Annotated in this window: 23 protein-coding genes and 1 pseudogene; 14 read left to right on the top strand and 10 right to left on the bottom strand. The window is 72.5% G+C overall.

Going from position 1 to position 23,631, the window contains the following annotated elements; all coding sequences use genetic code 11:
* Positions 1-153 precede the first annotated feature (153 nt).
* Entirely contained in the window at positions 154-675 is a 522-nt protein-coding gene (locus AB0D45_RS18305) for a PaaI family thioesterase (RefSeq protein WP_362460028.1), read from the bottom strand.
* A gap of 109 nt (positions 676-784) precedes the next feature.
* Between AB0D45_RS18305 and AB0D45_RS18300 the strand changes: the two genes are divergently transcribed.
* On the top strand, positions 785-1,720 hold the full coding sequence (locus tag AB0D45_RS18300) for a helix-turn-helix domain-containing protein (protein WP_362460025.1): 936 nt from the start codon (positions 785-787) through the stop codon (positions 1,718-1,720).
* A 16-nt stretch (positions 1,721-1,736) separates the two neighbouring features.
* Here the strand turns inward: AB0D45_RS18300 and AB0D45_RS18295 are convergent, their stop codons facing one another.
* Positions 1,737-3,746, bottom strand: a complete 2,010-nt coding sequence (locus tag AB0D45_RS18295; RefSeq protein ID WP_362460022.1) for a bifunctional glycosyltransferase 87/phosphatase PAP2 family protein — start codon at positions 3,744-3,746, stop codon at positions 1,737-1,739.
* A gap of 119 nt (positions 3,747-3,865) precedes the next feature.
* Here AB0D45_RS18295 and AB0D45_RS18290 point away from each other — a divergent pair.
* Positions 3,866-4,200, top strand: a pseudogene (locus AB0D45_RS18290) (antibiotic biosynthesis monooxygenase).
* A gap of 100 nt (positions 4,201-4,300) precedes the next feature.
* Here the strand turns inward: AB0D45_RS18290 and AB0D45_RS18285 are convergent.
* On the bottom strand, positions 4,301-4,696 hold the full coding sequence (locus AB0D45_RS18285) for a nuclear transport factor 2 family protein (RefSeq protein WP_362460019.1): 396 nt from the start codon (positions 4,694-4,696) through the stop codon (positions 4,301-4,303).
* A 268-nt stretch (positions 4,697-4,964) separates the two neighbouring features.
* Between AB0D45_RS18285 and AB0D45_RS18280 the strand changes: the two genes are divergently transcribed.
* Complete coding sequence (locus tag AB0D45_RS18280) at positions 4,965-5,444, top strand: GNAT family N-acetyltransferase (RefSeq protein ID WP_362460040.1); 480 nt, start codon at positions 4,965-4,967, stop codon at positions 5,442-5,444.
* A gap of 41 nt (positions 5,445-5,485) precedes the next feature.
* On the opposite strand, the gene AB0D45_RS18275 is transcribed toward AB0D45_RS18280, so the two are convergent.
* Positions 5,486-7,561, bottom strand: coding sequence for an MFS transporter (locus AB0D45_RS18275; RefSeq protein ID WP_362460016.1), 2,076 nt, complete (start codon positions 7,559-7,561; stop codon positions 5,486-5,488).
* A gap of 945 nt (positions 7,562-8,506) precedes the next feature.
* Here AB0D45_RS18275 and AB0D45_RS18270 point away from each other — a divergent pair.
* Positions 8,507-9,310: a peptidoglycan-binding protein gene (locus AB0D45_RS18270; RefSeq protein WP_362460013.1), complete on the top strand. Its 804-nt coding sequence runs from the start codon at positions 8,507-8,509 to the stop codon at positions 9,308-9,310.
* Between the two features lie 131 nt (positions 9,311-9,441).
* On the top strand, positions 9,442-10,128 hold the full coding sequence (locus AB0D45_RS18265) for an HAD-IA family hydrolase (protein WP_362460010.1): 687 nt from the start codon (positions 9,442-9,444) through the stop codon (positions 10,126-10,128).
* Positions 10,129-10,171: 43 nt separating this feature from the next.
* Here AB0D45_RS18265 and AB0D45_RS18260 read toward each other — a convergent pair whose 3' ends face one another.
* Positions 10,172-10,930 (bottom strand): SDR family oxidoreductase, encoded by a 759-nt coding sequence (locus tag AB0D45_RS18260; protein ID WP_362460007.1) that lies wholly within the window; start codon positions 10,928-10,930, stop codon positions 10,172-10,174.
* Between AB0D45_RS18260 and AB0D45_RS18255 the strand changes: the two genes are divergently transcribed.
* On the top strand, positions 10,922-11,347 hold the full coding sequence (locus AB0D45_RS18255; protein ID WP_362460004.1) for a hypothetical protein: 426 nt from the start codon (positions 10,922-10,924) through the stop codon (positions 11,345-11,347). The two genes, AB0D45_RS18260 and AB0D45_RS18255, sit on opposite strands and share 9 nt — an antisense overlap.
* A gap of 55 nt (positions 11,348-11,402) precedes the next feature.
* Here AB0D45_RS18255 and AB0D45_RS18250 read toward each other — a convergent pair whose 3' ends face one another.
* The gene (locus AB0D45_RS18250; protein WP_361605004.1) at positions 11,403-11,984 is read right to left on the bottom strand and encodes a TMEM165/GDT1 family protein; all 582 of its coding nucleotides are present in this window, start codon (positions 11,982-11,984) and stop codon (positions 11,403-11,405) included.
* Between the two features lie 519 nt (positions 11,985-12,503).
* Between AB0D45_RS18250 and AB0D45_RS18245 the strand changes: the two genes are divergently transcribed.
* The 4 genes from AB0D45_RS18245 to AB0D45_RS18230 all read left to right on the top strand — a co-directional run bounded on the left by AB0D45_RS18245 (position 12,504) and on the right by AB0D45_RS18230 (position 16,716).
* The gene (locus AB0D45_RS18245; RefSeq protein ID WP_362460001.1) at positions 12,504-13,178 is read left to right on the top strand and encodes an HNH endonuclease family protein; all 675 of its coding nucleotides are present in this window, start codon (positions 12,504-12,506) and stop codon (positions 13,176-13,178) included.
* A 173-nt stretch (positions 13,179-13,351) separates the two neighbouring features.
* A complete protein-coding gene (locus AB0D45_RS18240; protein ID WP_362459998.1) occupies positions 13,352-15,013 on the top strand; it encodes an alkaline phosphatase D family protein in 1,662 nt (553 codons plus the stop codon).
* 104 nt (positions 15,014-15,117) lie between these two features.
* The gene (locus AB0D45_RS18235) at positions 15,118-15,729 is read left to right on the top strand and encodes a VTT domain-containing protein (protein WP_362459995.1); all 612 of its coding nucleotides are present in this window, start codon (positions 15,118-15,120) and stop codon (positions 15,727-15,729) included.
* Positions 15,730-16,221: 492 nt separating this feature from the next.
* Positions 16,222-16,716 (top strand): hypothetical protein, encoded by a 495-nt coding sequence (locus AB0D45_RS18230; RefSeq protein ID WP_362459992.1) that lies wholly within the window; start codon positions 16,222-16,224, stop codon positions 16,714-16,716.
* 36 nt (positions 16,717-16,752) lie between these two features.
* On the opposite strand, the gene AB0D45_RS18225 is transcribed toward AB0D45_RS18230, so the two are convergent.
* Complete coding sequence (locus AB0D45_RS18225; protein WP_361605018.1) at positions 16,753-16,980, bottom strand: DUF2277 domain-containing protein; 228 nt, start codon at positions 16,978-16,980, stop codon at positions 16,753-16,755.
* Between the two features lie 7 nt (positions 16,981-16,987).
* Positions 16,988-17,629 (bottom strand): hypothetical protein, encoded by a 642-nt coding sequence (locus AB0D45_RS18220; protein WP_362459989.1) that lies wholly within the window; start codon positions 17,627-17,629, stop codon positions 16,988-16,990.
* A 1,297-nt stretch (positions 17,630-18,926) separates the two neighbouring features.
* Between AB0D45_RS18220 and AB0D45_RS18215 the strand changes: the two genes are divergently transcribed.
* Positions 18,927-19,775 (top strand): hypothetical protein, encoded by an 849-nt coding sequence (locus tag AB0D45_RS18215; protein WP_362459986.1) that lies wholly within the window; start codon positions 18,927-18,929, stop codon positions 19,773-19,775.
* A 483-nt stretch (positions 19,776-20,258) separates the two neighbouring features.
* On the opposite strand, the gene AB0D45_RS18210 is transcribed toward AB0D45_RS18215, so the two are convergent.
* Complete coding sequence (locus AB0D45_RS18210; protein WP_362459983.1) at positions 20,259-20,429, bottom strand: e9imm peptide; 171 nt, start codon at positions 20,427-20,429, stop codon at positions 20,259-20,261.
* Between the two features lie 35 nt (positions 20,430-20,464).
* Positions 20,465-20,929, bottom strand: coding sequence for an NUDIX domain-containing protein (locus tag AB0D45_RS18205; protein WP_362459981.1), 465 nt, complete (start codon positions 20,927-20,929; stop codon positions 20,465-20,467).
* A gap of 18 nt (positions 20,930-20,947) precedes the next feature.
* Between AB0D45_RS18205 and AB0D45_RS18200 the strand changes: the two genes are divergently transcribed.
* From AB0D45_RS18200 to AB0D45_RS18190, 3 genes are all read left to right on the top strand, one after another.
* On the top strand, positions 20,948-21,730 hold the full coding sequence (locus AB0D45_RS18200) for a GntR family transcriptional regulator (RefSeq protein ID WP_362459978.1): 783 nt from the start codon (positions 20,948-20,950) through the stop codon (positions 21,728-21,730).
* A gap of 139 nt (positions 21,731-21,869) precedes the next feature.
* On the top strand, positions 21,870-22,211 hold the full coding sequence (locus tag AB0D45_RS18195) for a hypothetical protein (RefSeq protein WP_362459975.1): 342 nt from the start codon (positions 21,870-21,872) through the stop codon (positions 22,209-22,211).
* Positions 22,212-22,213: 2 nt separating this feature from the next.
* The gene (locus tag AB0D45_RS18190; RefSeq protein WP_362459972.1) at positions 22,214-23,572 is read left to right on the top strand and encodes an FtsK/SpoIIIE domain-containing protein; all 1,359 of its coding nucleotides are present in this window, start codon (positions 22,214-22,216) and stop codon (positions 23,570-23,572) included.
* Positions 23,573-23,631: the final 59 nt, after the last annotated feature.

Raw genomic sequence — 23,631 nt, 5'->3', positions numbered from 1 at the left:
CCCGGGGCGGGCCCGGGTCCCCGGGCCTTCCCCCACCGCCCGCGCCCCCCCCCCGCTGGGCCCCGGGCCCCACCCCCCCCCCCCCCCCCTCCGCGGCCTTGCGGGCCGGCTTTCCGGGCGCGGCCTCTCGGGCCGGCCTGTCGGAAGGCCGTTTCAGGCGGTCCGCAGGATCGCGCAGGTCGTCGTCCCGTGGGCGTAGAGCTTGCCGTCGTGGGTGCCGATGACGCGGGCCTCGGCGGTGGCGGTGGTGCGGCCGACGTGCAGGGCGGTGCCCTCACAGCGCAGCGCCGGGGTGTCCGCGAGGACGGGGCGGACCATGTGGACCCCCAGCTGGACGGTGGTGTAGGCGGTCCCCGCCGGCAGCCGGGTCATGACGGCCGAGCCGAGCGCCGAGTCCAGCAGGGTGGCGAGGAAGCCGCCGTGGACCGTGCCCATGGGGTTGAGCAGGTGGTCTCCCGGTTCCCCCTCGAACACGGCGGTGCCCTCGCCGACCTCGGTGAGCCGGAAGCCCAGGGTGCTCGTGATCGAGGCGGCCGGCAGGGTGCCCTTCAGTGCGGCCTGAAGGATCTCCAGGCCGCTCATGTCCTGGATCTGCGGGGTGGCGTCGGGCCTCGGCTGCCAGGTGTGGGTGCGGCTGCGCAGGCCCTCGGGGGCGGTGGCGGGGTACGTGGTCATGCCATCGACCCTAGGCAGGGCGCCCCGCGGACGCGAGTGTCGGATCCGGCGGTTTCCGATCCGAATCCGACAGGGCGCGGGATGTCGGCCGAGCGGCTACGGTGGGCCGGTGAAAGTAGCCGTTCTGGCCCTCGACAGGGTGTTCGACTCCGGGATCTCAGCCGTCCTGGACGTGCTGCACACCGCCAACGCCCTGCGCCGCGAGCTGCCCGGCGCCGCCCCGCCCGCCTTCGACATCCGCACGGTCGGCGTCCGCCGGCGCGTCAGCAGCGGCCTGGGCCACCGCATCGACACCGAGCCCGCCCGGGAGGCGGAGGACGCCGGGCTCCTCGTGCTGCCCGCCCTCATGGAGCGCCGCCCGTCCGCGCTCCTGGAGACCGTGGCCGCGCCCGGCCGGCGTACGGCCCGCCGGCTGCTGGCCGAGGCCCGCGAGCGGCGCACACCGCTGGCCTCCGCGTGCACCGGCACCTTCCTGCTGGCCGAGTCGGGGGTGCTGGACGGGCTGCGGGCGACGACGAGCTGGTGGCTCGCGCCGGTGTTCCGCCGGCGCTACCCCCGGGTGGCGCTGGAGGAGACCCGGATGGTCATCACTGCGGACGGGGTCACCACGGCGGGCGCCGCGTTCAGCCACCTCGACCTGGCGCTGGCCGTCGTCGGCATGCGCAGCCCGGCCCTGGCGGACCTGGTGCGGCGCTACCTGGTGGTCGACGACCGGGCCTCGCAGGCCGCGTACATGATCCCCGGGGCGATGGCCCGGCACGAGCCGCTGGTCGCCGCCTTCGAGCGCTGGGTGCGCGCCCGGATCGAGGAGCCGCTGTCGATCGCCGACGCGGCCCGCGACCTGGGCGTCAGCGAGCGCACCCTCCAGCGCACCATGGCCCGCACGCTCGGCTGCTCCCCCATCCGCCTGGTGCAGGACCTGCGGGTCGAGCAGGCCGAGCACCTGCTGCGCACCACCGGCCTGCCGCTGGCCGCGGTCGCCCGCCGGGTCGGTTACGAGAACCCCGGCCCGCTGCGCGCGCTGCTGCGCCGGGTGCGGACGTAGGCCCGGCCCCTTCGGGTCACGCCGAGCGCGCGGGGGTGCGTACCGGGTCGTCGGCGGCCCGCCGCTGCACGGGCAGGGTCACCTTCAGCCCGCGCGGCCCCGACAGCGCGTGGACCAGGCCGAAGCCGGCGGCGACGACGGCCGCGCCGCCCACCGCGTCCAGCACCCAGTGGTTGGCGGTCGCCACGATCGCGCACACCGTGATCAGCGGGTGCAGGGCGCCGAGCAGCTTCTGCCACCCCCTGGGCGCGAGGACCATGATCACGATCCCGCACCACAGGGACCAGCCGAAGTGCAGCGACGGCATCGCGGCGTACTGGTTGGAGATCGCGGTCATCGCCCCGTAGGAGGGGTTCGCCAGGTCCTGCACCCCGTGGACGGTGTCGATGAACCCGAGGCCGGGCATCAGCCGCGGCGGCGCGAGCGGGTACAGCCAGAAGCCCGCCAGGGCGATGACGGTGGCCAGCCCGAGGGAGGCCCGCGCCCAGCGGTAGTCGCCGGGGCGGCGCCAGTACAGGACGGCCAGGATGCCGAGCGGGACCACGAAGTGGAAGGAGGTGTAGTAGAAGTTGAAGAACGCCTCCACCCAGGGCGTGTCGACCACGGCGTGGTTCACGGCGTGCTCGATGTCGATGCCGAGCGCCCGCTCGATGCCGTGGATCCGGCTGCCGTTGCCCTCGGCGAGGGAGCGGCTCGTGGGGGCCGCGGCGCGGATGTGGGAGTAGAGCGAGTAGCCGACCCGTATCAGCAGCAGTTCCAGCAGCAGGTTGGGCCGGGAGAGCACCCGCCGCCAGAACGGCAGCAGCGGCACCCACGACCAGCGCGCGTCGGCGGGCTGCCCGTAGACGGTGGGCACGGGCTCGCGCCAGTACGGGGAGGAGCGGGGCAGGAACGGCACGGCGCAGGCCGCCGCCAGGGCCGCGAGGAGCAGCACGTTGTCCCGTACGGGGGCCAGCGCGGCCAGGTTCGGCAGCAGCACGGCGCTCGGCAGGGTCATGGCCAGTACCACGGCGACGGGCCACACCCGGCGGTCGGCGGCACGCTCGCCCACCTTGCCGGCCACCGCGAGGAGCACCCACAGCAGCTGGTGGCGCCACCCGGCGGGGGACACGGCGACGGCGACGCAGCCGGTGACCGCGACGGCGAGGAGCAGCTGCCCGTCGCGGGCGTAGCGGGCCGCGCGGCGCAGGCCGGTCCAGGCGACGGCTGCGGCGAGGGCGAGGCAGAGGGCGATCTCGGCGGGGCCGCTGAGGCCGAGGCGCAGCAGGGCGCCGTGCAGGGACTGGTTGGCGAGGCCGTCGGGGGCGCCGCCGAGGCCGGTGCCGGCGAGGTGCGCGACCCAGTACGTCCAGGAGTCGCGCGGCAGTGACGCCCAGGCCAGGGCGGTGGCGCCGGCGAAGGTCACGGCGGCGGCCTTGGCGGCGGGGCGGCGGCCGGTGAGCCACAGCAGGGCGGCGAAGAGCAGCAGCGCGGGCTGGAGGGCGGCGGCGAGGCCGACGAGGAACCCGGCGGGGCGTCCGCCGGGGACCCGGAAGACCGCGAGGAGCACCAGCAGCACCGGCAGGACGGCGGTCTGCCCCGGAGAGGCGGCCTCGCGGACGGGCAGGGAGACCATCATCAGCGCGACCAGCACGGGCGCGGCGAGCAGCGCGGTGCGGCGGGGCACCGGGTCGGGCAGGGCGCGGGCGGCGACCAGGCCGATCCCGGCGACGAAGAGCAGCGTCACGCAGGTCCAGGCCACCTCCACGGAGGGGGCGGCGAACCCGGCGAGGGGCTTGAGGACGAGCCCGGCGAAGGGGGTGCCGGTGAACTGCTCGGCGTCGTAGAGCGAGCCGGGCAGGCTGCCGGGCAGGTGGAAGCCGCTGAGCCACTCCCCCGGTGGCACGCGCAGCACCGCGGCCGCCTGTCTGATGCCGAGGACGGCCGCGAGCGCCCACAGCAGGAGGCGTACCGCCCCGAGTCTGCCGCTACCGCCTATGACCCCGGCATGTCCGTTGGCACCGCCGTGCTCCGCCGCGTTAGCCACGCCTCGCCGTCCTCCCGCCCTGTCGACCGCAACCGTGACTTCGCCTGGCTGCCGCGCGTCGTGCCCCGTTTCATTACCTGGACGACGATATCCCGGGCGGGATCCCTAGGATGGCGGCCATGAGCATCGTGAAGATCAACGCGCTGACCGTGCCGGACGAGCAGCGGGAGCTGCTGAGCAGCGGTTCGCCTCGCGGGCGGGTGCAGTGGAGGGTTCGGACGGGTTCGAGTGGTTCGAGCTGCTGCGGCCGATCGAGGGCACGGACCAGTACCTCGTGTACACCCGGTGGCGGTCCGAGGAGGACTTCCAGGCGTGGATGGAGGGTCCGATGAAGGCCGCGCACCAGGGTGGCGGTGGGGCCGGCGGCGGCGGCGAGCGGCCGAAGCCGGCGGCTTCCGGGTCGCAGGTGTGGTCGTTCGAGGTCGTGCAGCAGGCGGCGCCCAAGAAGGCCTGAGGCCTTCCGGGGGCTGGGCGTGGGAAGGGACCCGGGGTGCGCGTCGGCCCGGGTCCCTTCGGTCCGGCCGGGGCGCGGCCGGGAGCCGGTGCCGGGCCGGTCAGTGCCAGAAGGCGTCGTACTCGTCGATGTCCTGGGTGCACTGGTCGATGTCGGTGATCTTGCCGCCGACGATGGTGAAGAAGAGCCCTTCGTGGATCTCGATGCCCCGGTCGCCGCGGTCGCCCTGGGCGACGTGCACGGACATCGCGTGGCCGCGGCCGTCCACCATGACCTGTTCCAGGCGGGCCCGGAAGGTGCCGTTGGTCTCCTCCGCGAAGCGGCGGTAGAGGTCGAGGACGGCTTCACGGCCCTTGTGGTGCCCCGAGAGCGCGTTGTTGCCGGGCACGTGGTGGATGACGTCGGCCGTCATCAGGCTGCCCAGGGTCTCCATGTCGCCCTTGCCGAAGGCCTCGTAGCCGCGGCGGATCAGGGCACAGTCCGGATGCTCCGACATGGCGGTTCCCACCCTCCATTTGTGTGATGTTCGCCTTTCCTCATCATCGGCCCGTGCCTGTGGATATTCCACGCGGGAGGATCGGGAGGCGCTCCACAATGGCGCCATGGACAGGAACTCGATCATCACGACCGACAACACGGCGGACGGCACGGCGGACGGCGCGGCGGACACGACGACGGGCAGCACGACGGACCCTGCGGGGGCGGGCGTTGCGGCGGCGGGCGTTGCGGCGGCGGGCGTTGCGGCGGCCGCCGCCGGCTGGGAGGTGGCAGCGGAGCACTTCACCACCCCGGACGCCACGGCGCTGCGCCGCGCCTACTACGCGGAGGTCGCCGGACGGTATTGGAAGCGGTCCGTCACCGAGGCCGAGATCGACCAGGGACTACTGGACTTCCCTGCCGACGACCTCGTCCCGCCGACGGGCTGGTTCGTGGTCGGCCGGCTCGACGGGCGGCCCCTGGCCTGCGGCGGCATACGCCTGCTCGACCCGGCCACGGCGGAGCTGACCCGGGTGTACGTGGACCGGCGCGCCCGCGGCACCGGCGGCGGGGCCGCCCTGCTGGCCGCCCTGGAGGAGGCCGCGCGCGAGCTGGGCGCCACGCGCCTGCGCCTGGACACCCGTACGGACCTGGTGGAGGCCCGCGCCCTGTACGCGCGCCACGGGTACCGGGAGATACCGGCGTACAACTCCGTGCCCTACGCGCAGCACTGGTTCGAGAAGACCCTGGACGCAGCCGCCTCCTAGGACGGATCCGGGCGAGCCCGTGCCGGAGCGGTCCGACGCGCTCAGCGCCGCTGGGTGCCGCGCGAGGGCGGTGGCGCGGAGTGGTCCCGGCGCGGCGGGTGGTCGTAGGGCTCCTCGGAGTCGGATCCGCACAGTTCCCGGTTGAGTTCCTCGACCAGTTTGACGAGGTCGGTGGGGCGCTCGGGGCCCCACCAGTCGCCGAGGAGCTCCGCCAGGGACTCCTGCCGGGCCTGCGCCAGCCGGGCCGCGACCTCCCGGCCGCGGTCGGTGAGGACGAGCGGCAGTCCTTCCCGGGCGGCGAGTCCGCGCTCCTCGGTCTGGCGGGCGGCCTCGGTGACGGCCCTGAGCGGCACGGCGGTGCGCTCCGCGAGCACGGCCGGCTCGACGGAGCCGTACTTGTTCATCCGCAGCAGCAGCCAGCTGGCGGCGGGGAGCAGGTCGTATCCGGCCTTGGCGGTGATCTTCTCGTAGACGTGGCGGCGGCCCTCGCGGGTGCCGAGCACGGACAGCGCGCGGGCGACCTCCTCGTGCGAGGAGCGGTGCACGGGGTTGGAGGCGAGGGTCTCGGTCACATCGGGTGCGGTGACGGACGCGCGGAGCTTGTCCTCCTTGAGGAACCAGGAGATCAGGAAGGCGAGGAGGACCACCGGCACCGCGTAGAGGAAGACGTCGGTGATGGCGGAGGAGTAGGCGTCGAGCACCCGGGGGCGCAGCGCGGGCGGAAGGGCGCCGATCGCCCGCGGGTCGGCCTCCAGCCGGGTGGGGGCGGCGGCGGGCGGCAGGGGGATTCCGGCGAGGGTGGCGGACAGTTTGTCGCCGAGCCGGTTGGTGAAGACCGTGCCGAAGATGGCGACGCCGAAGGAGGCGCCGATGGACCGGAAGAAGGTGGCGCCCGAGGTGGCGACGCCGAGGTCGGCGTAGCTGACCGCGTTCTGCACGACCAGGACGAGCACCTGCATCACCAGGCCGAGGCCGGTGCCGAAGACGAAGAAGTAGACGCTCGTCTCCCAGTCGGAGCTGGTGCGCTCCAGCTGGTGCAGGAGCAGCAGGCCGAGGGCGGTGACGGCGGTGCCGGCGATGGGGAAGACCTTCCACCGGCCGGTGCGGCTGACGATCTGGCCGGAGACGGTGGAGGCGATCAGCAGGCCGAACACCATCGGCAGCATGTGGACGCCCGACATGGTGGGTGAGACGCCCCGTACGACCTGGAGGAAGGTCGGCAGGTAGACCATCGCGCCGAACATCGCGAAGCCGATGACGAAGCTGATCACCGAGCAGAGGGTGAAGGTGCGGATCCGGAACAGGCCCAGCGGCAGCACGGGTTCCGCGGCCCGCCGCTCGACGAGGAGGAAGGCCGCGAGGAGGACGGCGCCGAGGACGGCCAGCCCGATGATCCGGGCCGATCCCCAGCCCCAGGTACCGCCGAGGGAGGCGACGAGGACGAGGCAGGTGGCGACGGAGGCGATCAGGAAGGTGCCGAGGTAGTCGATGGTGTGGCGGGAGGACCGCGCCGGGATGTGCAGGGCGGTGGCGATGACGACGAGCGCGACGAGGCCGATGGGGAGGTTGATGTAGAAGACCCAGCGCCAGGAGAGGTGGTCCACGAACAGGCCGCCCAGCAGGGGGCCGAGCACACTGGTCGCGCCGAAGACGGCGCCGAAGAGGCCCTGGTACTTGCCGCGCTCCCGGGGCGGGACGATGTCACCGACGATCGCCATCGACAGCACCATCAGCCCGCCGCCGCCGAGGCCCTGGAGGGCGCGGTAGCCGATCAGCTGGGGCATGTCCTGGGCGAGGCCGCACAGGGCGGACCCGATCAGGAAGATGACGATGGCGGCCTGATAGAGCCTCTTGCGCCCGTACTGGTCGCCGAGCTTGCCCCACAGGGGCGTGGCGGCGGTGGAGGCCAGCATGTACGCGGTGACCACCCAGGACAGGTGCTCCATGCCGCCGAGCTCGCTGACGATCGTGGGGAGCGCGGTGGAGACGATGGTCTGGTCGAGTGCGGAGATCAGCAGGCCCAGCAACAGGGCCCCGATCGAGACGAGCACCTCGCGCGAGGCGTGCTCGGCACCGGGCCTCGGGCCCACGGCCGACGCGGTCACATCCTGAGCCATCGGCTCCTCCTCAGGCCGGACAACATCTCCATCCTGAGCGGTGTGTCCCGTTATGGCCTCTCGGGAGGGTTGGGTGGGGCCGAAGGGGTCTGCATAATCGCTGGCAGTGTCCAGGGAGGGGTACCAGTGAGCGCAGAGCGCTGTCCGGATTGCGGCGCCGCGGGCGTCGGCTGCGAGTGCGCGCGGGGGGTGGGCTTCAACCCGCTGCGCATTCGCCCGTACGTGACCATGCCGGAAGCCGACCAGGCCCCGCCGCCCCCGCAGCCGGTCCTGGGGGCCATGGCCCGGCCGGACCAGCCCCAGGGCACCCCGTTCCCGGCCACGGCCGCGCCGGAGACCCCGGCGCCCTGGCCGGCGACCCCGGAGGCCAGTGCAACCGAACCGGCGTCCCCACCGGACGACTGGCCGGCCGAGCCGCGAACCCGCCCGACGGAGCCTGAATCCCCGGCCGCCGCTCAGGCGGCCCCGCCGGAGGCCTGGGCACCGCAGCCCGACGCCCCGGCGGGCGCCCCGGCGACACCAGCAGACGACTGGCCGGCCCAGCCGGCAGCCCGGCCGACCGAACCGGAGGCCCCGGTGGCCCGAGCAGGTGACCCGGCCGCCCAGGCGACACCAGACGACTGGCCGGCCCAGCCGCAAGCCTGGTCGACAGAGCCGGGAGCCCCGACCGCGCAGGCGGCCCCGCCGGAGGCCTGGGCACCGCAGCCCGACGCCCCAGCGGTGCCGCCGGAGGCTTGGAGTGCGCAGCCGGCTGTTCCGGATTCGCCGTCGGGCGCCCCGACGCCGGAGCCCGGCGTGGCGGGGGGCCATCCGGATGCCCTTGCGGGGGCGACCGCGGCTCCGACCGGCTCAGCCGGCGCCGTCCCGGATGGTGCGGTGGCCTCGGCCGGTGCGACCGCGGCTCCGGTGGACGGTGGGGCGACCGGGAGCCCCTTCGGTGACCCCATGACGCCGCACGGCGACGCCTCCGCCCAGCCCGGTGTTTCCGGCAGTCTCGCCAACGGCAGCCCCGGGGCCCCGCACGGCGGGCTCACGGGCGACGAGGCGCCGACGGCCATGCTCGCGCCCGTCCCCGCGGCGGAGCCTGACACTCCGGCGTACGGGATACCCGTGGCCCCCGTACCGCCGGCGGAGCAGACCGTGCAGCTCCGGGCCGTGCCCCCGCGGTGGCCCGATGACCGCCCCGTCAAGCGGCAGCGATCCCGGCTGCCGTTGCTGGCCGTGGCGGGAGCGGCCGTGGCCGTCGGCGCGGTCGGGCTGGCCCTCGTCATGTTCACGGGCTCCGAGAAGAGCGACGCTGCACTGGTGGACCCCAAACCGTCGGCGCTCGTGACGGAGTCGGCCCCCGCCGGCCCGTCGGAGGCGCCGACCGGCCCGTCCGCGAGTATTTCCGCGTCGCCCCCGCCGTCCCCGTCGGCGAGTGCCTCGCGTTCGGCGTCCGCCTCCCCCAGCGCGTCCCGTTCGGCCTCGCCGTCGCCGACGCCGTCCGCCGGCGCGTCCCGCACCCCGAGCCCCACTGCCCCTCCGCGGCCCGCGAAGCCGGTGACGCTGCGTCCCGGCGACTCGGGGGCCGAGGTGGAGAAGCTCCAGCGGCTGCTGGCGGAGCAGGACCTGTACCGGGGCCGGTTCGACGGCCGGTACGGCCGCGGCGTGGAGCGGGCGGTGGCGGACTTCCAGATGGAGCAGGGGGTGTTCGAGGACGAGTTCGGCGTCTACGGCCCCGCGACCCGCCGCGCTCTGGAGGGATAAGTCACTCGGCTGTCGGTGGCGCGGACCCCCCGGGTTTTGTATCGTGAAGAAACAAAGTGGTTCCGTCCGCAACCCCTGACCGGTGGACGGAACCGCTTGTTCTCTTGTGTCACCCGTCTGGAGCCCCGCCGATGCCGGCCAGCACCACCACCACCGCCCCCACCGTCCTCACCGCCCGGGCACTGCTCCTGGACATGGACGGGACCATCGTCAACTCCGACGCGGTGGTCGAGCGCTGCTGGCGCGCATGGGCGGTGTCGCACGGGCTGGATCCGCGAGAGGCCCTGAAGGTGGTGCACGGCCGCCAGGGTTACGCCACCATGGCGATCCTGCTGCCCGAGCGCCCGATGGAGCTCAACCACGCCGAGAACGCCGTGATGCTGGCCCGCGAGACGGCCGACACCGACGGCGTGGTCCCCGTCGCGGGCGCCCCCGAGTTCATGGCGTCGCTCGCCGGCCTGCCGCACGCCCTGGTCACCTCGGCCGACGCCGCCCTGGCCGAAGCCCGGATGACGGCCGCCGCGCTCCCGATGCCGCAGGTCCGGGTCACCGCCGAGTCCGTCGGGGCCAGCAAGCCGGACCCCGAGGGCTTCCTCAAGGGCGCGGCCGAGCTGGGGGTGGACCCGGCCGACTGCGTAGTCTTCGAGGACTCGGGGGCCGGCGTCGCGGCGGGCCTGGCCGCCGGCATGCGGGTGATCGGCATAGGCCCCCGCGCCGCCGCCCACGGTCCGACGGTCCACGTCCCCGACCTGACCTCGGTCCGCGTCGAACACGCCGGGGCCGGCACGATCCGCCTCACCCTCACGCCGCCCGCCTAACGGCCCCCGAACTGGCGGGCCCCACGGGCAGGACGTCGGGGGCTCACAGCCCCGAACCGCCCGTCGCGTCGATCACACGGCCCGTCACCCAGCGCGCGTCGTCGGAGGCGAGGAAGGCCACGATGTCGGCCACATCCTCCGGCCGCCCCACCCGGCCCAGGGCGGCCAGGGACGCCGCCTGCGCTTCGGCCTCCGGGTTGCCGCGCAGCCAGCCGGCGTTGACGTCCGTGTCGATGACGCCGGGCGCCACCGAGTTCACGGTGATGCCCCGGGGCCCCAGCTCCTTCGCCAGGTTGAGGGTGAAGGTGTCGAGGGCCCCCTTGGTGGCCCCGTAGGCGATGATCTCCGGCATGGCGAGGCGGGCCGCGCCGCTGGAGATGTTGACGATCCGCCCTCCGTCGCGCAGCCGCCGCAGCCCCTGCTGCACGATGAAGAACGGTGCGCGGACGTTGACGGCGAAGACCTCGTCGAAGCCCTCCTCGGTCAGCGATGCCAGATCGGAGCTGCGGCCGATGCCGGCCTTGTTGACGATGATGTCGACCGCTCCACCGGGTGCGTGGGCCTCGGCCCGGGCGTCGAACGCGGCCCACAGGGAGGCCGCGTCACCGTGCCGTCCCAGCTCCGCGCGCAGGGCGAAGGCCCGGCCGCCGTCCTTGCGAATGCGCTCGACGACCTCGTCCGCCGCCGCCTCGTCGCGTGCGTAGGCGACCGCGACGGTGGCTCCGTCCCTGCCGAGACGCGGCCCGGCAGCCTGTACGCGGCCTTCGGGGACAAGAAGTCCCTGTTCAAGGAGGTGGTCCACAGCTACGGGCGCTCACCGGTGGGAGCCTTCGTCGGCGTCGCCCTCGAGGAGGAGGCCACCGCCCGCGCCGCCTTCACCCGCATCCTGCGCGAGGCGGCGACCACCTACCCCTGCCCCTCCCACCCGGCCGGGTGCCTGACGATCAGCGCGGCCACCAACGTCACCCCGCAGGAGGCGGAGGCGGAGGCGTTCCTGCGCGACCTGCGCAACGAGAACATCGGCGTCTTCGAGGCCCGCCTGCGCTCGGCGCAGCGGGCGGGCGAGCTCCCCGACACGGCCGCCCCCCGCGCGCTGGCCGCGTACTTCGCGGCGGTGATCCAGGGGATGTCGCAGCGGGCCCGCGACGGGGCCACCGCGGCCGAGCTGACCGAGACCGCCGAGCTGGCCCTTGCCGCGTGGCCCGCGGTACGGCCCTGACCCGCCCGACGGGCGGAGCGGGAGCCGCCCCGCGGCCCCGGAGGCGCGGGCCGGGTCAGCCGGCGATCGCCTCGTACAGCGAGAAACCGGCCAGCGCCGCCATGACACCGGCCGCGATCTTGGTGATGAGCCGTAGCGGTACGTACTTCATGAGGGTGCGCCCGCCCAGGATGCCGATGCCCGCGACGGCCCAGAGCGCCAGCACCGCGCCGAGGCCGACGGAGAGCGGGTCGTCGTACCGGGCCGCGAGGTTGGCCGTCATGATCTGGGTCAGGTCGCCGAACTCGGCCACCAGGATCAGCATGAAGCCGGCCCCCGAGACCTTCCAGAAGGACTGGTCGGCGGGTGCCTTGACCTGCTCGTCCTCGTCGTTCTTCTTCAGCAGCAGCATGGCCGCGCCGGCGAGGAAGAGAAGGCCGACGACGGCCTGGACGAGCCGGTGGGGCAGGAGCGTCAGCACGCTGCCCGCGGCGATGGCCAGCGCGACGTGGACGGCGAAGGCGGCGGCGACGCCCGCGAAGACGTACGAGGCGCGGTAGCGGGTGCCGAGCATCAGGCCGGCGAGGGCCGTCTTGTCGGGGAGTTCGGCGAGGAAGACGACGCCGAAGGCGATGGCCAGGACGCTGAAGCTGAACACGGGGTGGAACCTCGATCGGTCGGTCGGCAGGACGCCGTCGGACCGAGAGACCTGGTGTTTCAGGGGTCGCTTCGGCTCAGCGGCGCCCTGGGAGGCGTGAACACACCACGTGCCACGCATGATGCGTCGCACGCGCCGTGTCACATGAACAGGGCACTGCGGCCGAAGGTCTCGCTGGCCGGCCGCTGACGCTGCCTGCCTCCGGGCGCCGGCTGGGTGACCCAGCAGTATGTCGACGGTCCGGCGAAGAGCTACTCCCCTTCTGCTCCGCCCAGGGTACGCGACGGCGCCGACAGGACGAAGGCGCCCGGTATGTGAGCTTGACCCCACTCCGCCCCACCTCGGCGCCCGGAACCTCAACTTCCCCTTGAACGGGCGCCCTTGAGCGTCTTGATGTGACGTGCCCATGTCGGCAATCTGTCACCTGGCGCCCGTCCCCCCGACACCTGGCGCCGCCAGCATGGCCGCGTCCCGCCGGGGCCGCTCGGCCACTCCACCCCCCGCATCAGGGAGCCCTCCATGGCCCTCATATCCACCCGCACGCCCTCCGTCTACGCGCGTCGCATCGGCCGCGCGGGCGTCCTCGCGTCCGCCGTCGCGCTCGCCTCCCTCACCTCGCTCGTGAACGCCCCGGCCGCCCTGGCCTCCCCGCCCACCCCCATCAGCGCGGCCGAGGCCCGCTCCTACCTGGCCACGATCACCCCCGCCGCCGAGGGCTCCCTCACCGGCTACAGCCGCTCGCAGTTCCCCCACTGGAGCACGGTCTCCGGGACCTGCAACACCCGCGAGACGGTCCTCAAGCGGGACGGCGTGAACGTCGTGACCGACTCCGCCTGCGCCTCCGTCAGCGGCAGCTGGTACTCGGAGTACGACGGCGCCACCTGGACCGCCGCATCAGACGTCGACATCGACCACATGGTCCCCCTCGCCGAGGCCTGGCGCTCGGGCGCCGCCTCCTGGACCACCACCAAGCGCCAGCAGTTCGCGAACGACCTCACCCGGCCGCAGCTCATCGCCGTCACGGACAACGTCAACCAGGCCAAGGGCGACCTCGACCCCGGCAAGTGGCTGCCCCCGCGGACCGGCTACCGCTGCACGTACGCACGGATGTGGGTCCAGGTGAAGCAGTACTGGGGCCTGAGCATGGACTCGGGGGAGAAGACGGCCCTGGTGAACATCCTGAACGGCTGCTGACAAGGAACCGGCGGGCGCCCCTCGCCCTTACCCCCTGGCGGATCCCCTGGACGCCCCGGACGCCCCGGGAGCCTCTCGGGGTCTTCACCCCCGCTATCCCCCGCCAGGGGGAGGCCGGCTCCCCTCCCCGCCCCGTACCGTGATCGAAAGGGCTGCCGAGGAGGGGGAGTTGGATGGCCGGACTGCGGTTGGGACCGCTGCTGCGCTACGTCGACTGGAACACGGGCGACTGCGCCACGATATGGGTCGAGGCGGACCGCCCGTGCACCGCCGAGGTGCGGTGCGCCGACGGGGCCGGCGGCAGCGCCCGCACCTTCCAGATCGCCGGCCACCACTACGCGCTGGTGCCGGTCACGGGCCTGACCCCGGGCACGACCACGGCCTACGAGGTGCTGCTCGACGGCCACCTCGTCTGGCCGGCGGCCGGCGGCGGCTTCCCGCCCAGCACGATCAGCACCCCCGGGGTGGGCGGCGGTCCCGGGCAGCCGGCCCCCGGACTGCGCGTCACCTTCGGCTCCTGCCGGCAGGCGGCGCCGCCGGCCGGCCGCCGCGGACCGCACGGCCCCGACGCCCTCGACACCCTCGCGGCGCAGCTGGCCCGCAACCCGCAGGAGGTCCGGCCGGACGTCCTGCTGCTGCTCGGCGACCAGGTCTACGCCGACCACCTCTCCCGCGAGACCCGCAGATGGCTCGCGGCCCGCCGCGACCTGCGGGAACCACCGGGCGCCCAGGTTGCGGACTACGAGGAGTACACCCGCCTCTACTACGAGTCCTGGCTCGACCCGGAGATCCGCTGGCTCCTGTCGACCGTCCCGAGCCTGCACATATTCGACGACCACGACGTCATCGACGACTGGAACACCAGCGCCGCCTGGCTGGCGCAGATGCGCGCGACCGCGTGGTGGCCGGAGCGGGTGCTCAGCGGGCTGATGTCGTACTGGGTCTACCAGCACCTGGGCAACCTCTCCCCGGCCGAACTCGCGGCGGACGCGCTGTACGCGGCCGTACGGGCCACCCCGGACGGCACCGACGCGCTGCGCGCCCACGCGGCCGCGGCGGACGCCGATCCCGCTTCGGTGCGCTGGAGTTACCGGCGGGACTTCGGCCGGTCACGGCTGCTGATGGTGGACACCCGGGCGGCCCGCGTGCTGGCCGAGGACGGGCGGGCCATGCTCGACCCGGCCGAGCAGCGCTGGCTCCGGGAGAACGCCCTGGAAGGGCTGGGGGGTTACGACCACCTGCTGATCGGTTCCTCGCTGCCGTGGCTGATGCCGCCCCTGGTCCACGACGCGGAAGTGTGGAACGCGGCGCTGTGCCGGGGGGAGCGCGGGGCGCGGTGGGCGCGGATCGGGGAGGACCTGCGCCGGCGCAGCGATCTGGAGCACTGGGCGGCGTTCCCCGCGTCGTTCGCCGCGCTGAGCGACCTGATCGAGGAGGTGGGCACGGGCCCGCGAGCCCCGGCGACGGTCGCCGTCCTGTCCGGAGACGTCCATCACGCCTACGTGGCCGAGCCGCGCATACCGAGCACGGCCCGAGTGTTCCAGCTGACGTGTTCCCCGGTGCACAACTCCATCCACCCGCTGGTGAAGTGGGGATTCCGGCTGGGCTGGTCCCGGCTGGGCCGGTGGCTGGGGCGCGGCTTCTCACGCCACGGCCGGACGGGCAGGCCGCCGGTGAGCTGGCGGCGTACGGGCGGCCCGTGGTTCGGCAACCAGCTGATGACGCTGGCCCTGACGGGCCGCAGCGCCCGGCTGCGGCTGGACCAGGCCCGGTCGGGCCGGCCGGGGGCCCGGCTCGTCCAGGTGCTGGACCGCGAACTCACCGGCCCGGAGTAGGCCGGGGGTTCGCAGGCCCTGCGCCGGGCGTACGCTGTATGGCTGTCAAGCCGCCCCTGCCGCTCCCCGCGACGACGCGGCGCTTCGGACTGGGGAGTCCCGTCTTGCTTGAGACTCTGGGGTCGTTGACCGCGAGCCCCTGGATCTACGCCGTGGTGGCGGTGTCGGTGGTGCTCGACGTGTTCCTGCCGGTGCTGCCGAGCGGGATGCTGGTGATCACCGCTGCGGCGGCCGCAGCGGCGGCCACGGGTTCGCCCGCCCGGGTCCCGGACCTGATGCTGCTGCTGGTGACCGCCACGACGGCCTCGGTGCTGGGTGACATGGCGGCGTACCGGGTGGCCCGGCGGGGCGGGCCCCGGCTGGACCGTGCCATCGCCCGTTCGCGGCGTCTGAGCCTGGCGCAGGAACGCCTGGGCACCGCCCTGGTGAAGGGCGGGGGCGCGCTGGTGGTCATCGCCCGCTTCGCCCCGGCCGGCCGCTCGGTGGTGTCACTGGGCGCGGGCCGGACGCAGCGCAAGGTGACGGAGTTCCTGCCCTGGTCGGTGCTGGCGGGCATGAGCTGGGCGAGCTACAGCGTGGCGCTGGGCTACTTCGGCACGCAGTGGCTGGGCACGGCCTGGCTGGGCAGCGGCGTCTCGCTGGTCGCCCTCTTCGCGGCGGGCTCCCTGGCCGCATACCTCATCCGCCGCCCACCCCCCACCCCAGCCACAGCCTGACCAACCCCCGCTCCACCCCCACCGCTCGCTCCCAGCCCCCGTCTCACCCCGACCCCGCCCACCCACTGAGGGCCGATCCTCCGGCGTCGCCCCGCACCCGCGCCCGGCACGGGCCCGTCCACCCGGCGAGGGCCGATCCCCCGGCGCTCCACCTCGCCCCGGAGCCCACCCGACCGGCCCCGCAGCTCGGCCCTGGCGACCCGGCACCCGACAGCCCGACCGCGCAGGCCAGCTCTCCGGCACCCGGCGCCCGGCACCCGGCACCCGGCACCCGGCACCCGGGGACGGTGCCCGCGGGCCGTGGCGGCGCTGGGCGGTCTGCGCGCGGGCGCCCTCGATTCCCCCCGGAGGGAGTAGGCCGGTCACCCGTTCACCCGGCAGGGATCGCCGCCGTCCTCCCCGGCTTCTAGCGTCCAGAACACGGCGCAAGCGCATCCGCGTCACGTCCCTGCCCTGGCCGCGCCGTTCCGAGGAGCCCGAGGAGTTCTCTCCATGTCCCCCACGCGCACGCCCGCCCGGCACCGCCTGACCGGGGTCGCGGCCGCGACACTCGTCTTCGCGGCCGTCACACCCGCCACTCTCGCCTCCGCCGCCCCCTCCGCCACCGTCTCCCCGGGCACCGTCGCCCCCGGCAGCCGCGTCAGCCTCACCCTCGACGGCTGCGACACCTCGACCGGCAGGGCGTCCTCCCGCGCCTTCGGCGACGTCTCGCTGTCCTCGGGCAGCCGGGCCAGCCTCTCCGGCTCCGCCACCGTCTACGGCGACGCCACCGCCGGCTCGTATCCCGTCACCTTCGAGTGCGGCGGGTCCGGGGGCCGGCGCGTCACCGTCACCCTCCAGGTCTCCCCCGGCGCCGCTCGCGGCGGCCTCGGCGGCAGCGTCGACTCGATGAGCCCGGGCCAGATCGCCCTGGGCGCCACCCTCGCCGCCGGTGCGCTCGGCACCGGGCTCTGGCTGCTGCGGCGCCGCTGGTCCCACGCCGCCTGACCGGCAGCCGGCCACCGGCGGGGACCGCCGGGCCGGTCAGACCGCGGCGGGCGTGCGGCCGCGTACCTGTACGCCGTCGAGCAGTGCGGCGGTCGCCTCCGCGACGGCGTCCACGGCGGCGTCGAAGACCTCCTGGTTGTGTGCGGCCGGCACCCGGAAGCCGGACACCTTCCGGACGTACTGGAGCGCGGCCGCGCGGATCTCCTCCTCGGTGGCCTTCTCGGGGATGGCGGGCGGGCGCAGGGTCTTAATGGAGCGGCACATACCTCCACTATGGCGCGGCCGACGGCAGCTCTGCCCCGGAAAGCCGCATGATGAGCCCGGCCTGGAGCCTCCCCCGCAGCTCCGGGTCGGCGACCTCCTCCAGGAGCCCGATGGCCTGCCGGGTGCTCTCGGCGGCCCGCCGGTCCTCGCGGAGCGAAGCGGTCTGGGCGGCCATGTGCCGCAGGGCGAGATCGGCGCGCCGGTGGAACAGCTGCCCGACGAGGGTGACGACCAGGCCGACGGAGCTGGTGACGACCCCCAGATACGCGTCGCCCGACGTCTCGGCCTTCCACACGGCGAGCCCGACCCCGAAGAGCAGCACCGCCGCGCCGACCCCCGCGAACCGCTGGCTGGTCGCGAAGCTGCTGCGCGCCTGCGTCAGCCCGTAGGCGTAGTACTCGACGAGGATCGGGGTGAAGTCGTCGTGTCGGTCGGCCCGTTCGGCCGCGTCCCCGTGCCGGGCCCCGGCGTCCACCAGCCGGACGTCCCCGGCCTCCCGCGCGCCTTCCCCGAGCCGCGCGAGCAGCCGCTCCCGCTCGGCGTCCCGGTCCCGCTCGAACCGGGCCTGGCCCATCAGCCCGACCACGAGCAGCCCGAGCCCCGCCACCGCGAGCCCGGCGGCCCCGACCCACTCCACTCCCCCTGCCACACCCTCCAGATCCCCGCGTCGCCGCGCGGGAAACCAGCCCGGACCCTAGACTGGCGAACGCCCGACATGTCCGGCACAAGGGATCCCCGAGGGAGCCACACCATGGCCAAGCGAGGAAACAAGAAGCGCGCCCGCAAGAAGAAGAAGGCCAACCACGGCAAGCGCCCCAACGCCTGACCCCGCACCCCCAGCCCCCAGCAGACCCCCCTGCCCCACGCGGCCGGGGGGTCTCCTGCACGAGACGCAACCGGCCAGATGCAGAAGGCCCCCAACCGTGATCGGTTGGGGGCCTTCGTGCTGGTGGGCGTGGACGGTTTCGAACCGCCGACATCTGCTTTGTAAGCTCGCCCAGGGGCAACCCATGACGGGCTGAGCCCAGCATGCAGAGCCTCTCCCTGCTGCTCGCGAGCGCCAGGATCCACCCACGTTGATGTCAGCGACGGATGTCAGCGGTGGGTTACCACCAAGACCACTTCTTCTTCCGAAGCGCCTGCTTCTTCGCCTTGGCTTCCCCCTCCTTGCGGTCCGCCACCCCACGGGCTGTCCACTCGCCCTGATGCAAGTGGCACTGGCCGCTGCCCACGATGGCCAGCCTCGTGCACCGACCACCGCTCTTCTTCGCCGCTCCACATCTCGGCTGGGTCACCCCTCGCGCCTCCTTCCCAAGTCGCCACACGGACGCTGGCAGCGTCTCGCCGGCCATGCAGACCGGGAAGGCGCACACGGAAGCGCAGCGGGGCACACGGCTCCGGAGGCCTGTAAATCTCACGTGTCTCCTCAGGTCAGCAGCCTCCGATTGGCAAGCTGACCCTTGCCGGTCCACGAATAGGCCGCAGCTCGTGGAAGGAGCTACTGGACGTCACCCAGCAGTGAGGTTGACACAACGGATGCGCCGTTGGCGCCGCCGGCCAATCGGCGCCTGCGGCCGCCAGAAAGTAGCTACATGGACTCCGGCAGCGTCTCGCCAGGCGTGCGGGCTGAGCAGGGGGCACACAGGAGCACGGCGGCGCACGCAGCTCCGAAGCCTTGGGCACCTCAGGCACGAAATAGGTCAGATCCTAGGCACACAGCCAAGTCGCTCCTCACCAGCGCACCGGAGACGCGTGGGCCTTGTCATGAGCCGCCGCTTGCCGAATCTTTAACCATGCGATCTTCTGATCTGAGCGAGCGCAAATTTCGATCAATGTTGATCAGATTCTTTAAGTCTGGATCAGATTCACTCATTGATCGATATCGCGCCGCTCGAATCTGAGAGCATACGCGGAGGCCCCGCCCTCGAAAGGATCGCAGATCGAGCATGATTGATCTTCCCGCCCTGCCCACCGGACCGAAGTACATGCCGATCACTCCGGAGATGGCGGATCTATGGCTCACGCACTGCAATCCAGTTAGCAATAGGGTCATGTCGGATACCGTCTATGAGCGATACGCCAAGGCGATGTCGGACGGTGCGTGGCGAACAACTCACCAGGGGTTGGCCTTCGATGCGAGCGGGATGCTACTCGACGGGCAGCATCGCCTTATGGGAATTAAGATCTCAGGCGTAACGGTAGAGATGCTTGTGATTCCGAATTGCGACCCTGAGACGTTCGATGTCCTTGATTCGGGTCACCGTCGGCAGGCTGCCCAACTCCTCAAGATCCCACACCGGACAGTGGTAGCCGCGGCAGCCCGCATTATCGGGCAGATGTACAAGATGTGGGATCCGGTCACCCTCTTCGATGGGTTCTATGACACTAAGGCCGCCACGTCGGACATCTTGCGGGCGGTCGCGGCCTGGCCCGAGCTAACTACCCTGGCTCCCATCGCCGCTGCGTCGTATAGGGCGTCGGGTATCAACCAGCCGACACATCTAGCTGTCCTGGCCCAAGCGGCCAGGACTGATCACTCCGGGAAGATTGAGGATTGGGCTCACGGCCTCATCTCGGGCGCCAATATGGACTCAAAGGATCCACGATTGGTCCTCCGCAACAGATTCTTTCGAGATCGCGTGATCCTGGGCACCAGTGGCGGTCGGCGAACCTCTTACAATCTAATCGCCAAATCATGGAATAGTTGGGCACAGGGGAAACTCCTGGGAACTCTAAAGTCCCTGGATGGGGAAGGTGTGATTCCTGTGATTGGAACGGAGAAATTCCGACCATGATTTTTGCTCCAGTGGAGACGCCAGGGATCCCCGGGCAGTGACCCTAGTAATCCCCGCTGTCATCCCGTCTGCCGTCGACCCACACGGAGTGATAGCGGAGCAGGCTTCTGGGGCCCAGGTGGAGCGCCCTGCTGGACGAACGACCTGGGCCCCAGAAGCCTGGTCTGCTATGGCTTGCCTGGGTCGACGGCAGACGGGATGACAGCCCCCACCCCCACCACAAACCGGCCGGCAGACGCAGGACGAGCCCGGTCCATCCCGGAGCCTGAGCGCCCCCGCCGGAGGCATCGTTCTAGCGGGTGGCCGACCGTGCAGGCTGGGTCAAACCCATCAAGCCCTTAGCCACAGTGGCGCGCGGCCGGCGGTCCGGGCAGGAGCGGGGCGGAGACAGGAGCGCAGGCCCGGGGCGATGGGCGCGCGACGCCGCCTTGGCGGCGGAAGCGCCCTTGATGAAGTAGGGAAACTCTTACCGCGCCGCCCGGCTCAAAGCGCGAAGGGCTCGTACGCCATGGCTCGGTCCACGACCTTCTCGGCGCTCAGTTCGGGGTCGAAGTCCCAGTAGACGTAGTCGCTGATGCGGGGGCATCGCAGTTCGGCCTTGAGGACGTCCAGGGCCGTGCCGACTTCGGTCTCGTCGGTGATGGTTCCGTCCATGAGCTGTCGAACGAGTTCTACCGCTTCGTCGCACGTCACGCCGTGCTGAGATGCCGGCCGTCGTGGCTGCGGACGTGGGGGCCCGCGTCGTCCAGGGCGTCCAGGAGGCGGATCGCGAAGACCTCCGACATCTGCTCGGAGACCTCCTCTGGGGTGAGCCAGTCGACCGCGGTCGACTCCTCCGAAGTGCGCTCCGTCCCGCCGGACGGCTTGCAGCGGAAGACCAGGGCGACGATGCCCCGGGCGGTGTTCTTGTAGACCCCGGTGAGCTCGTCGACTTCGACCTCGATGCCCGTCTCCTCCAGGACCTCGCGGCGGACGCCGGCCTCCGGGGATTCGGTGAGTTCCAAGACTCCGCCCGGCAGTTCCCAAGTTCCGTTGTCCGCCCGGCGGATCGCCAGGAGCCGGCCGTCCTCGCGCACCACTGCCCCGGCTACGGACACGGAGTGCAGTGGCGTTGACTTGCCCTGAGGGGAACCCGTACTCATGTACAGGAGCATAGGAGGAAGAGAAGGACTATGGGAACCGCAGTGGGAGGTGGCCGAGGGGCTGTGCCGCGCTACGTGCAGATCGCCGACGACATCGTGCAGCAGATCCGGGCCGGCGTCTTGAAGGCCGGGGACATGGTGCCGAGCGAGTCCGAGTTGGTGGAGCGCTACGGCGTCGCCGGCGGGACGGTCCGCAAGGCCATGGTGGAGGTGCGGGCGAGCGGCCTGGTGGAGACGCGGCATGGGAAGGGCTCAACCGTGAAGGCCCGGCCGCCGGTGCGCCTCCGCTCCTCGGACCGCTTCCGGCGTACGCACCGGCGGGAGGGTAGGGCGGCGTACCTGGCCGAGTCCGCTCAGTCCGGCGCCGAAGCCAAGGTGAGCGTGCTGTTCATCGGGCCCATGGAGGCGCCGGAGGAAGTCGCCGGACGGCTTGGGGTTGCCGCGGGAACGCAGGTGCTGGCCCGCCGGCGGCTGTACTTCCGGAACGGGACGCCCGTGGAGACGGCCAGCTCGTATCTGCCGTGGGACGTCGTGAAGGACATCCCGGAGCTGTTCGCCGAGAATCCTGGCCCCGGCGGCATCTACGCACGGCTAGAGGATCACGGTCATGTCTTCGCCGAGTACGTGGAGACACTCCAGGCCCGGCCGGCGGCCAAGGCCGAGGCGACCGAGCTGTCGCTGACTCCCGGTGCTCCCGTGGTGCATCTGATCCGCGACGCCGTTACAGCAGAAGGCCGCGTGGTGGAGGTCTGCGACACCCTCATGGCCGCTGACCAGTTCGTTTTCGAGTACCGGATCCCTGCGCGCGACTGACGCTCGCTCAACTCCCCTCAGCCCGCCGCGAGTTTCTCTTCGCGGCGGGTTGACTCATGTACAGGAGTTGGGCACTCTTCTTCATGTCACTCCTATACATGAGTGACGGAGTCCGACCTCTATAGAGGAGTGATCTGCTGTGCGTCAGATTCCCGTCGACACGACCGGCGCGACCGTGATGGTCGCCCAGCCCCCGCAGGTGAAGCTGCGCGACAAGAAGACCGGTCAGATCGCCGTGGACCCCGAGAGCGGGGCCAACCTCATGACGGTGGACGTGCTGTTCGTGATGAACGGGAACGCCGAGGTCGTGTCGGTGACCGTGGGGCAGCCCGACATCTCCGGTGAACTCGTCACGGGTACCCCGGTGGCGCTGACCGGCCTGGTCGCCCGGCCGTGGGAGAACGAGTTCAACGGCCAGAAGCGCCACGGGATCAGCTTCCGCGCCGTCGCCGTCACCTCGCTTGCCGCCAAGGCGGGATGAGCATGACCGCCTTATGGGTCACTCTGCTGGTGGTCCTGGCCCTCGCGCTCGAGCTGCGCTGGCTGCGTCCCACCTGGTACTGGATGACCTTCGGGGTCGCATTCGCGACGGTCCGCGTCCTGATCCGCTACCGCTCGGTCATGGACGCCTGCGGGCTCACCGTCCCGCCCTCCCGGTGGAGGCTCGCCCTCGCCCGGGTCATCAACCGCCCCGTCCCCGAAGCCCGCTCGCCGCGCATCCTGCGGCTGCGGCCCACCGCGACCGGACTGGTCCTGAGGCTGAAACTCCGGCCCGGACAGGACGCGTTCGACTTCTCTGCCTCCTCGGACCGGCTACGGCACTCCTTCGCCCTCCACAACGTCGTCTCCCGGGAGATCCGCTCCGGGGTCGTCGAGCTGCGGATGACTGGCTACGACGTACTCAAGCGCGTACGGATGCCCGTCGGCCGGCCGACAGAAGTGCTCCGGGTCCCGGTCGCCCTGCGCGAGGACGGGGAGGTGCACTACCGGGACTTCCGACAGGTCCCGCACGCCCTGAACGTCGGCGCGACCAAGTCGGGGAAGTCCGTCTACCAGCGCACGCTGGTCGCCGGGCTGGCGCCGCAGAATGTCGCGCTCGTCGGCGTCGACTGCAAGAACGGCGTGGAGTTGTCCCCGCTGGCAGCGCGGTTCACAGCCCTGGCCGACAACCCGGCTGCCGCGGCTGAGCTGCTGGCCGCGCTCGTCCAGTACATGGGCCGCGTCTACCAGGTGATCAGGGCCGAGCAGCGCATCAGCGTCAGCCTGCCGGACGCGGAGATCACCGCCGATATCTGGGACCTGCCCGCTCACCTGCGCCCCGTCCCCGTCGTGCTCCTGGTGGACGAGGTCGCGGAACTCGCCCTCGCCGCGAACAAGGCCGAGGAGGCCCGGCGGGACCGGATCGTCACGGACCTGGTGCGCCTCGCCCAGCTCGGCCGGGCCGCCGGCATCCACCTGGAGATCTGCGGCCAGCGCTTCGGCTCCGAACTGGGCAAGGGCATCACCATGCTCCGCGCCCAGCTCACCGGCCGTACCGCCCACCGCGTCAACGACGAGACCTCCGCGAACATGGCCTTCGGGGACATCGCCCCGGACGCCGTCCTCGCCGCCGTCCAGATCGACAAGGAACGCCCCGGCACCGCCGTGGCCGGTGACTCCTCCGGCGGCTGGTCCCGCATCCGTGCCCCGCACACCACACTCCGCCGGGCCGTGGACATCTGCAACGCCCACGCGTACCGCACCCCGGAGATCCTCGAACTGGACGCCTTCCGGCCCGAGCTCCCCGCCCGCGTCCTCGTCGGCAAGGTCCAGCCCAAGGCCACTTCGGCAAGCGCCTTCTAAGCACTTGGCCCACCCCGGTCGGCGCGACCGCATCGCGCCCGGTCCCTACCCCACCCATG

Origin of the sequence: Streptomyces sp. NPDC048352, assembly GCF_040651895.1 — a bacterium.
GTDB lineage: Bacteria > Actinomycetota > Actinomycetes > Streptomycetales > Streptomycetaceae > Streptomyces.
The sequence above is the reverse complement of the archived record's forward strand: the minus strand, read 5'-3'. Positions and strand labels throughout refer to the sequence as shown.

What these genes read in the sequence shown, in the direction of transcription:
- AB0D45_RS18305 (WP_362460028.1), bottom strand. Translation starts at nt 675, where the DNA reads ATGACCACGTACCCCGCCACCGCCCCCGAGGGCCTGCGCAGCCGCACC.
- AB0D45_RS18285 (WP_362460019.1), bottom strand. Translation starts at nt 4,696, where the DNA reads ATGTCGGAGCATCCGGACTGTGCCCTGATCCGCCGCGGCTACGAGGCC.
- AB0D45_RS18275 (WP_362460016.1), bottom strand. Translation starts at nt 7,561, where the DNA reads ATGGCTCAGGATGTGACCGCGTCGGCCGTGGGCCCGAGGCCCGGTGCC.
- AB0D45_RS18270 (WP_362460013.1), top strand. Translation starts at nt 8,507, where the DNA reads ATGACGCCGCACGGCGACGCCTCCGCCCAGCCCGGTGTTTCCGGCAGT.
- AB0D45_RS18265 (WP_362460010.1), top strand. Translation starts at nt 9,442, where the DNA reads ATGCCGGCCAGCACCACCACCACCGCCCCCACCGTCCTCACCGCCCGG.
- AB0D45_RS18245 (WP_362460001.1), top strand. Translation starts at nt 12,504, where the DNA reads ATGGCCCTCATATCCACCCGCACGCCCTCCGTCTACGCGCGTCGCATC.
- AB0D45_RS18240 (WP_362459998.1), top strand. Translation starts at nt 13,352, where the DNA reads ATGGCCGGACTGCGGTTGGGACCGCTGCTGCGCTACGTCGACTGGAAC.
- AB0D45_RS18230 (WP_362459992.1), top strand. Translation starts at nt 16,222, where the DNA reads ATGTCCCCCACGCGCACGCCCGCCCGGCACCGCCTGACCGGGGTCGCG.
- AB0D45_RS18225 (WP_361605018.1), bottom strand. Translation starts at nt 16,980, where the DNA reads ATGTGCCGCTCCATTAAGACCCTGCGCCCGCCCGCCATCCCCGAGAAG.
- AB0D45_RS18215 (WP_362459986.1), top strand. Translation starts at nt 18,927, where the DNA reads ATGATTGATCTTCCCGCCCTGCCCACCGGACCGAAGTACATGCCGATC.
- AB0D45_RS18210 (WP_362459983.1), bottom strand. Translation starts at nt 20,429, where the DNA reads ATGGACGGAACCATCACCGACGAGACCGAAGTCGGCACGGCCCTGGAC.
- AB0D45_RS18205 (WP_362459981.1), bottom strand. Translation starts at nt 20,929, where the DNA reads ATGCTCCTGTACATGAGTACGGGTTCCCCTCAGGGCAAGTCAACGCCA.
- AB0D45_RS18200 (WP_362459978.1), top strand. Translation starts at nt 20,948, where the DNA reads ATGGGAACCGCAGTGGGAGGTGGCCGAGGGGCTGTGCCGCGCTACGTG.
- AB0D45_RS18190 (WP_362459972.1), top strand. Translation starts at nt 22,214, where the DNA reads ATGACCGCCTTATGGGTCACTCTGCTGGTGGTCCTGGCCCTCGCGCTC.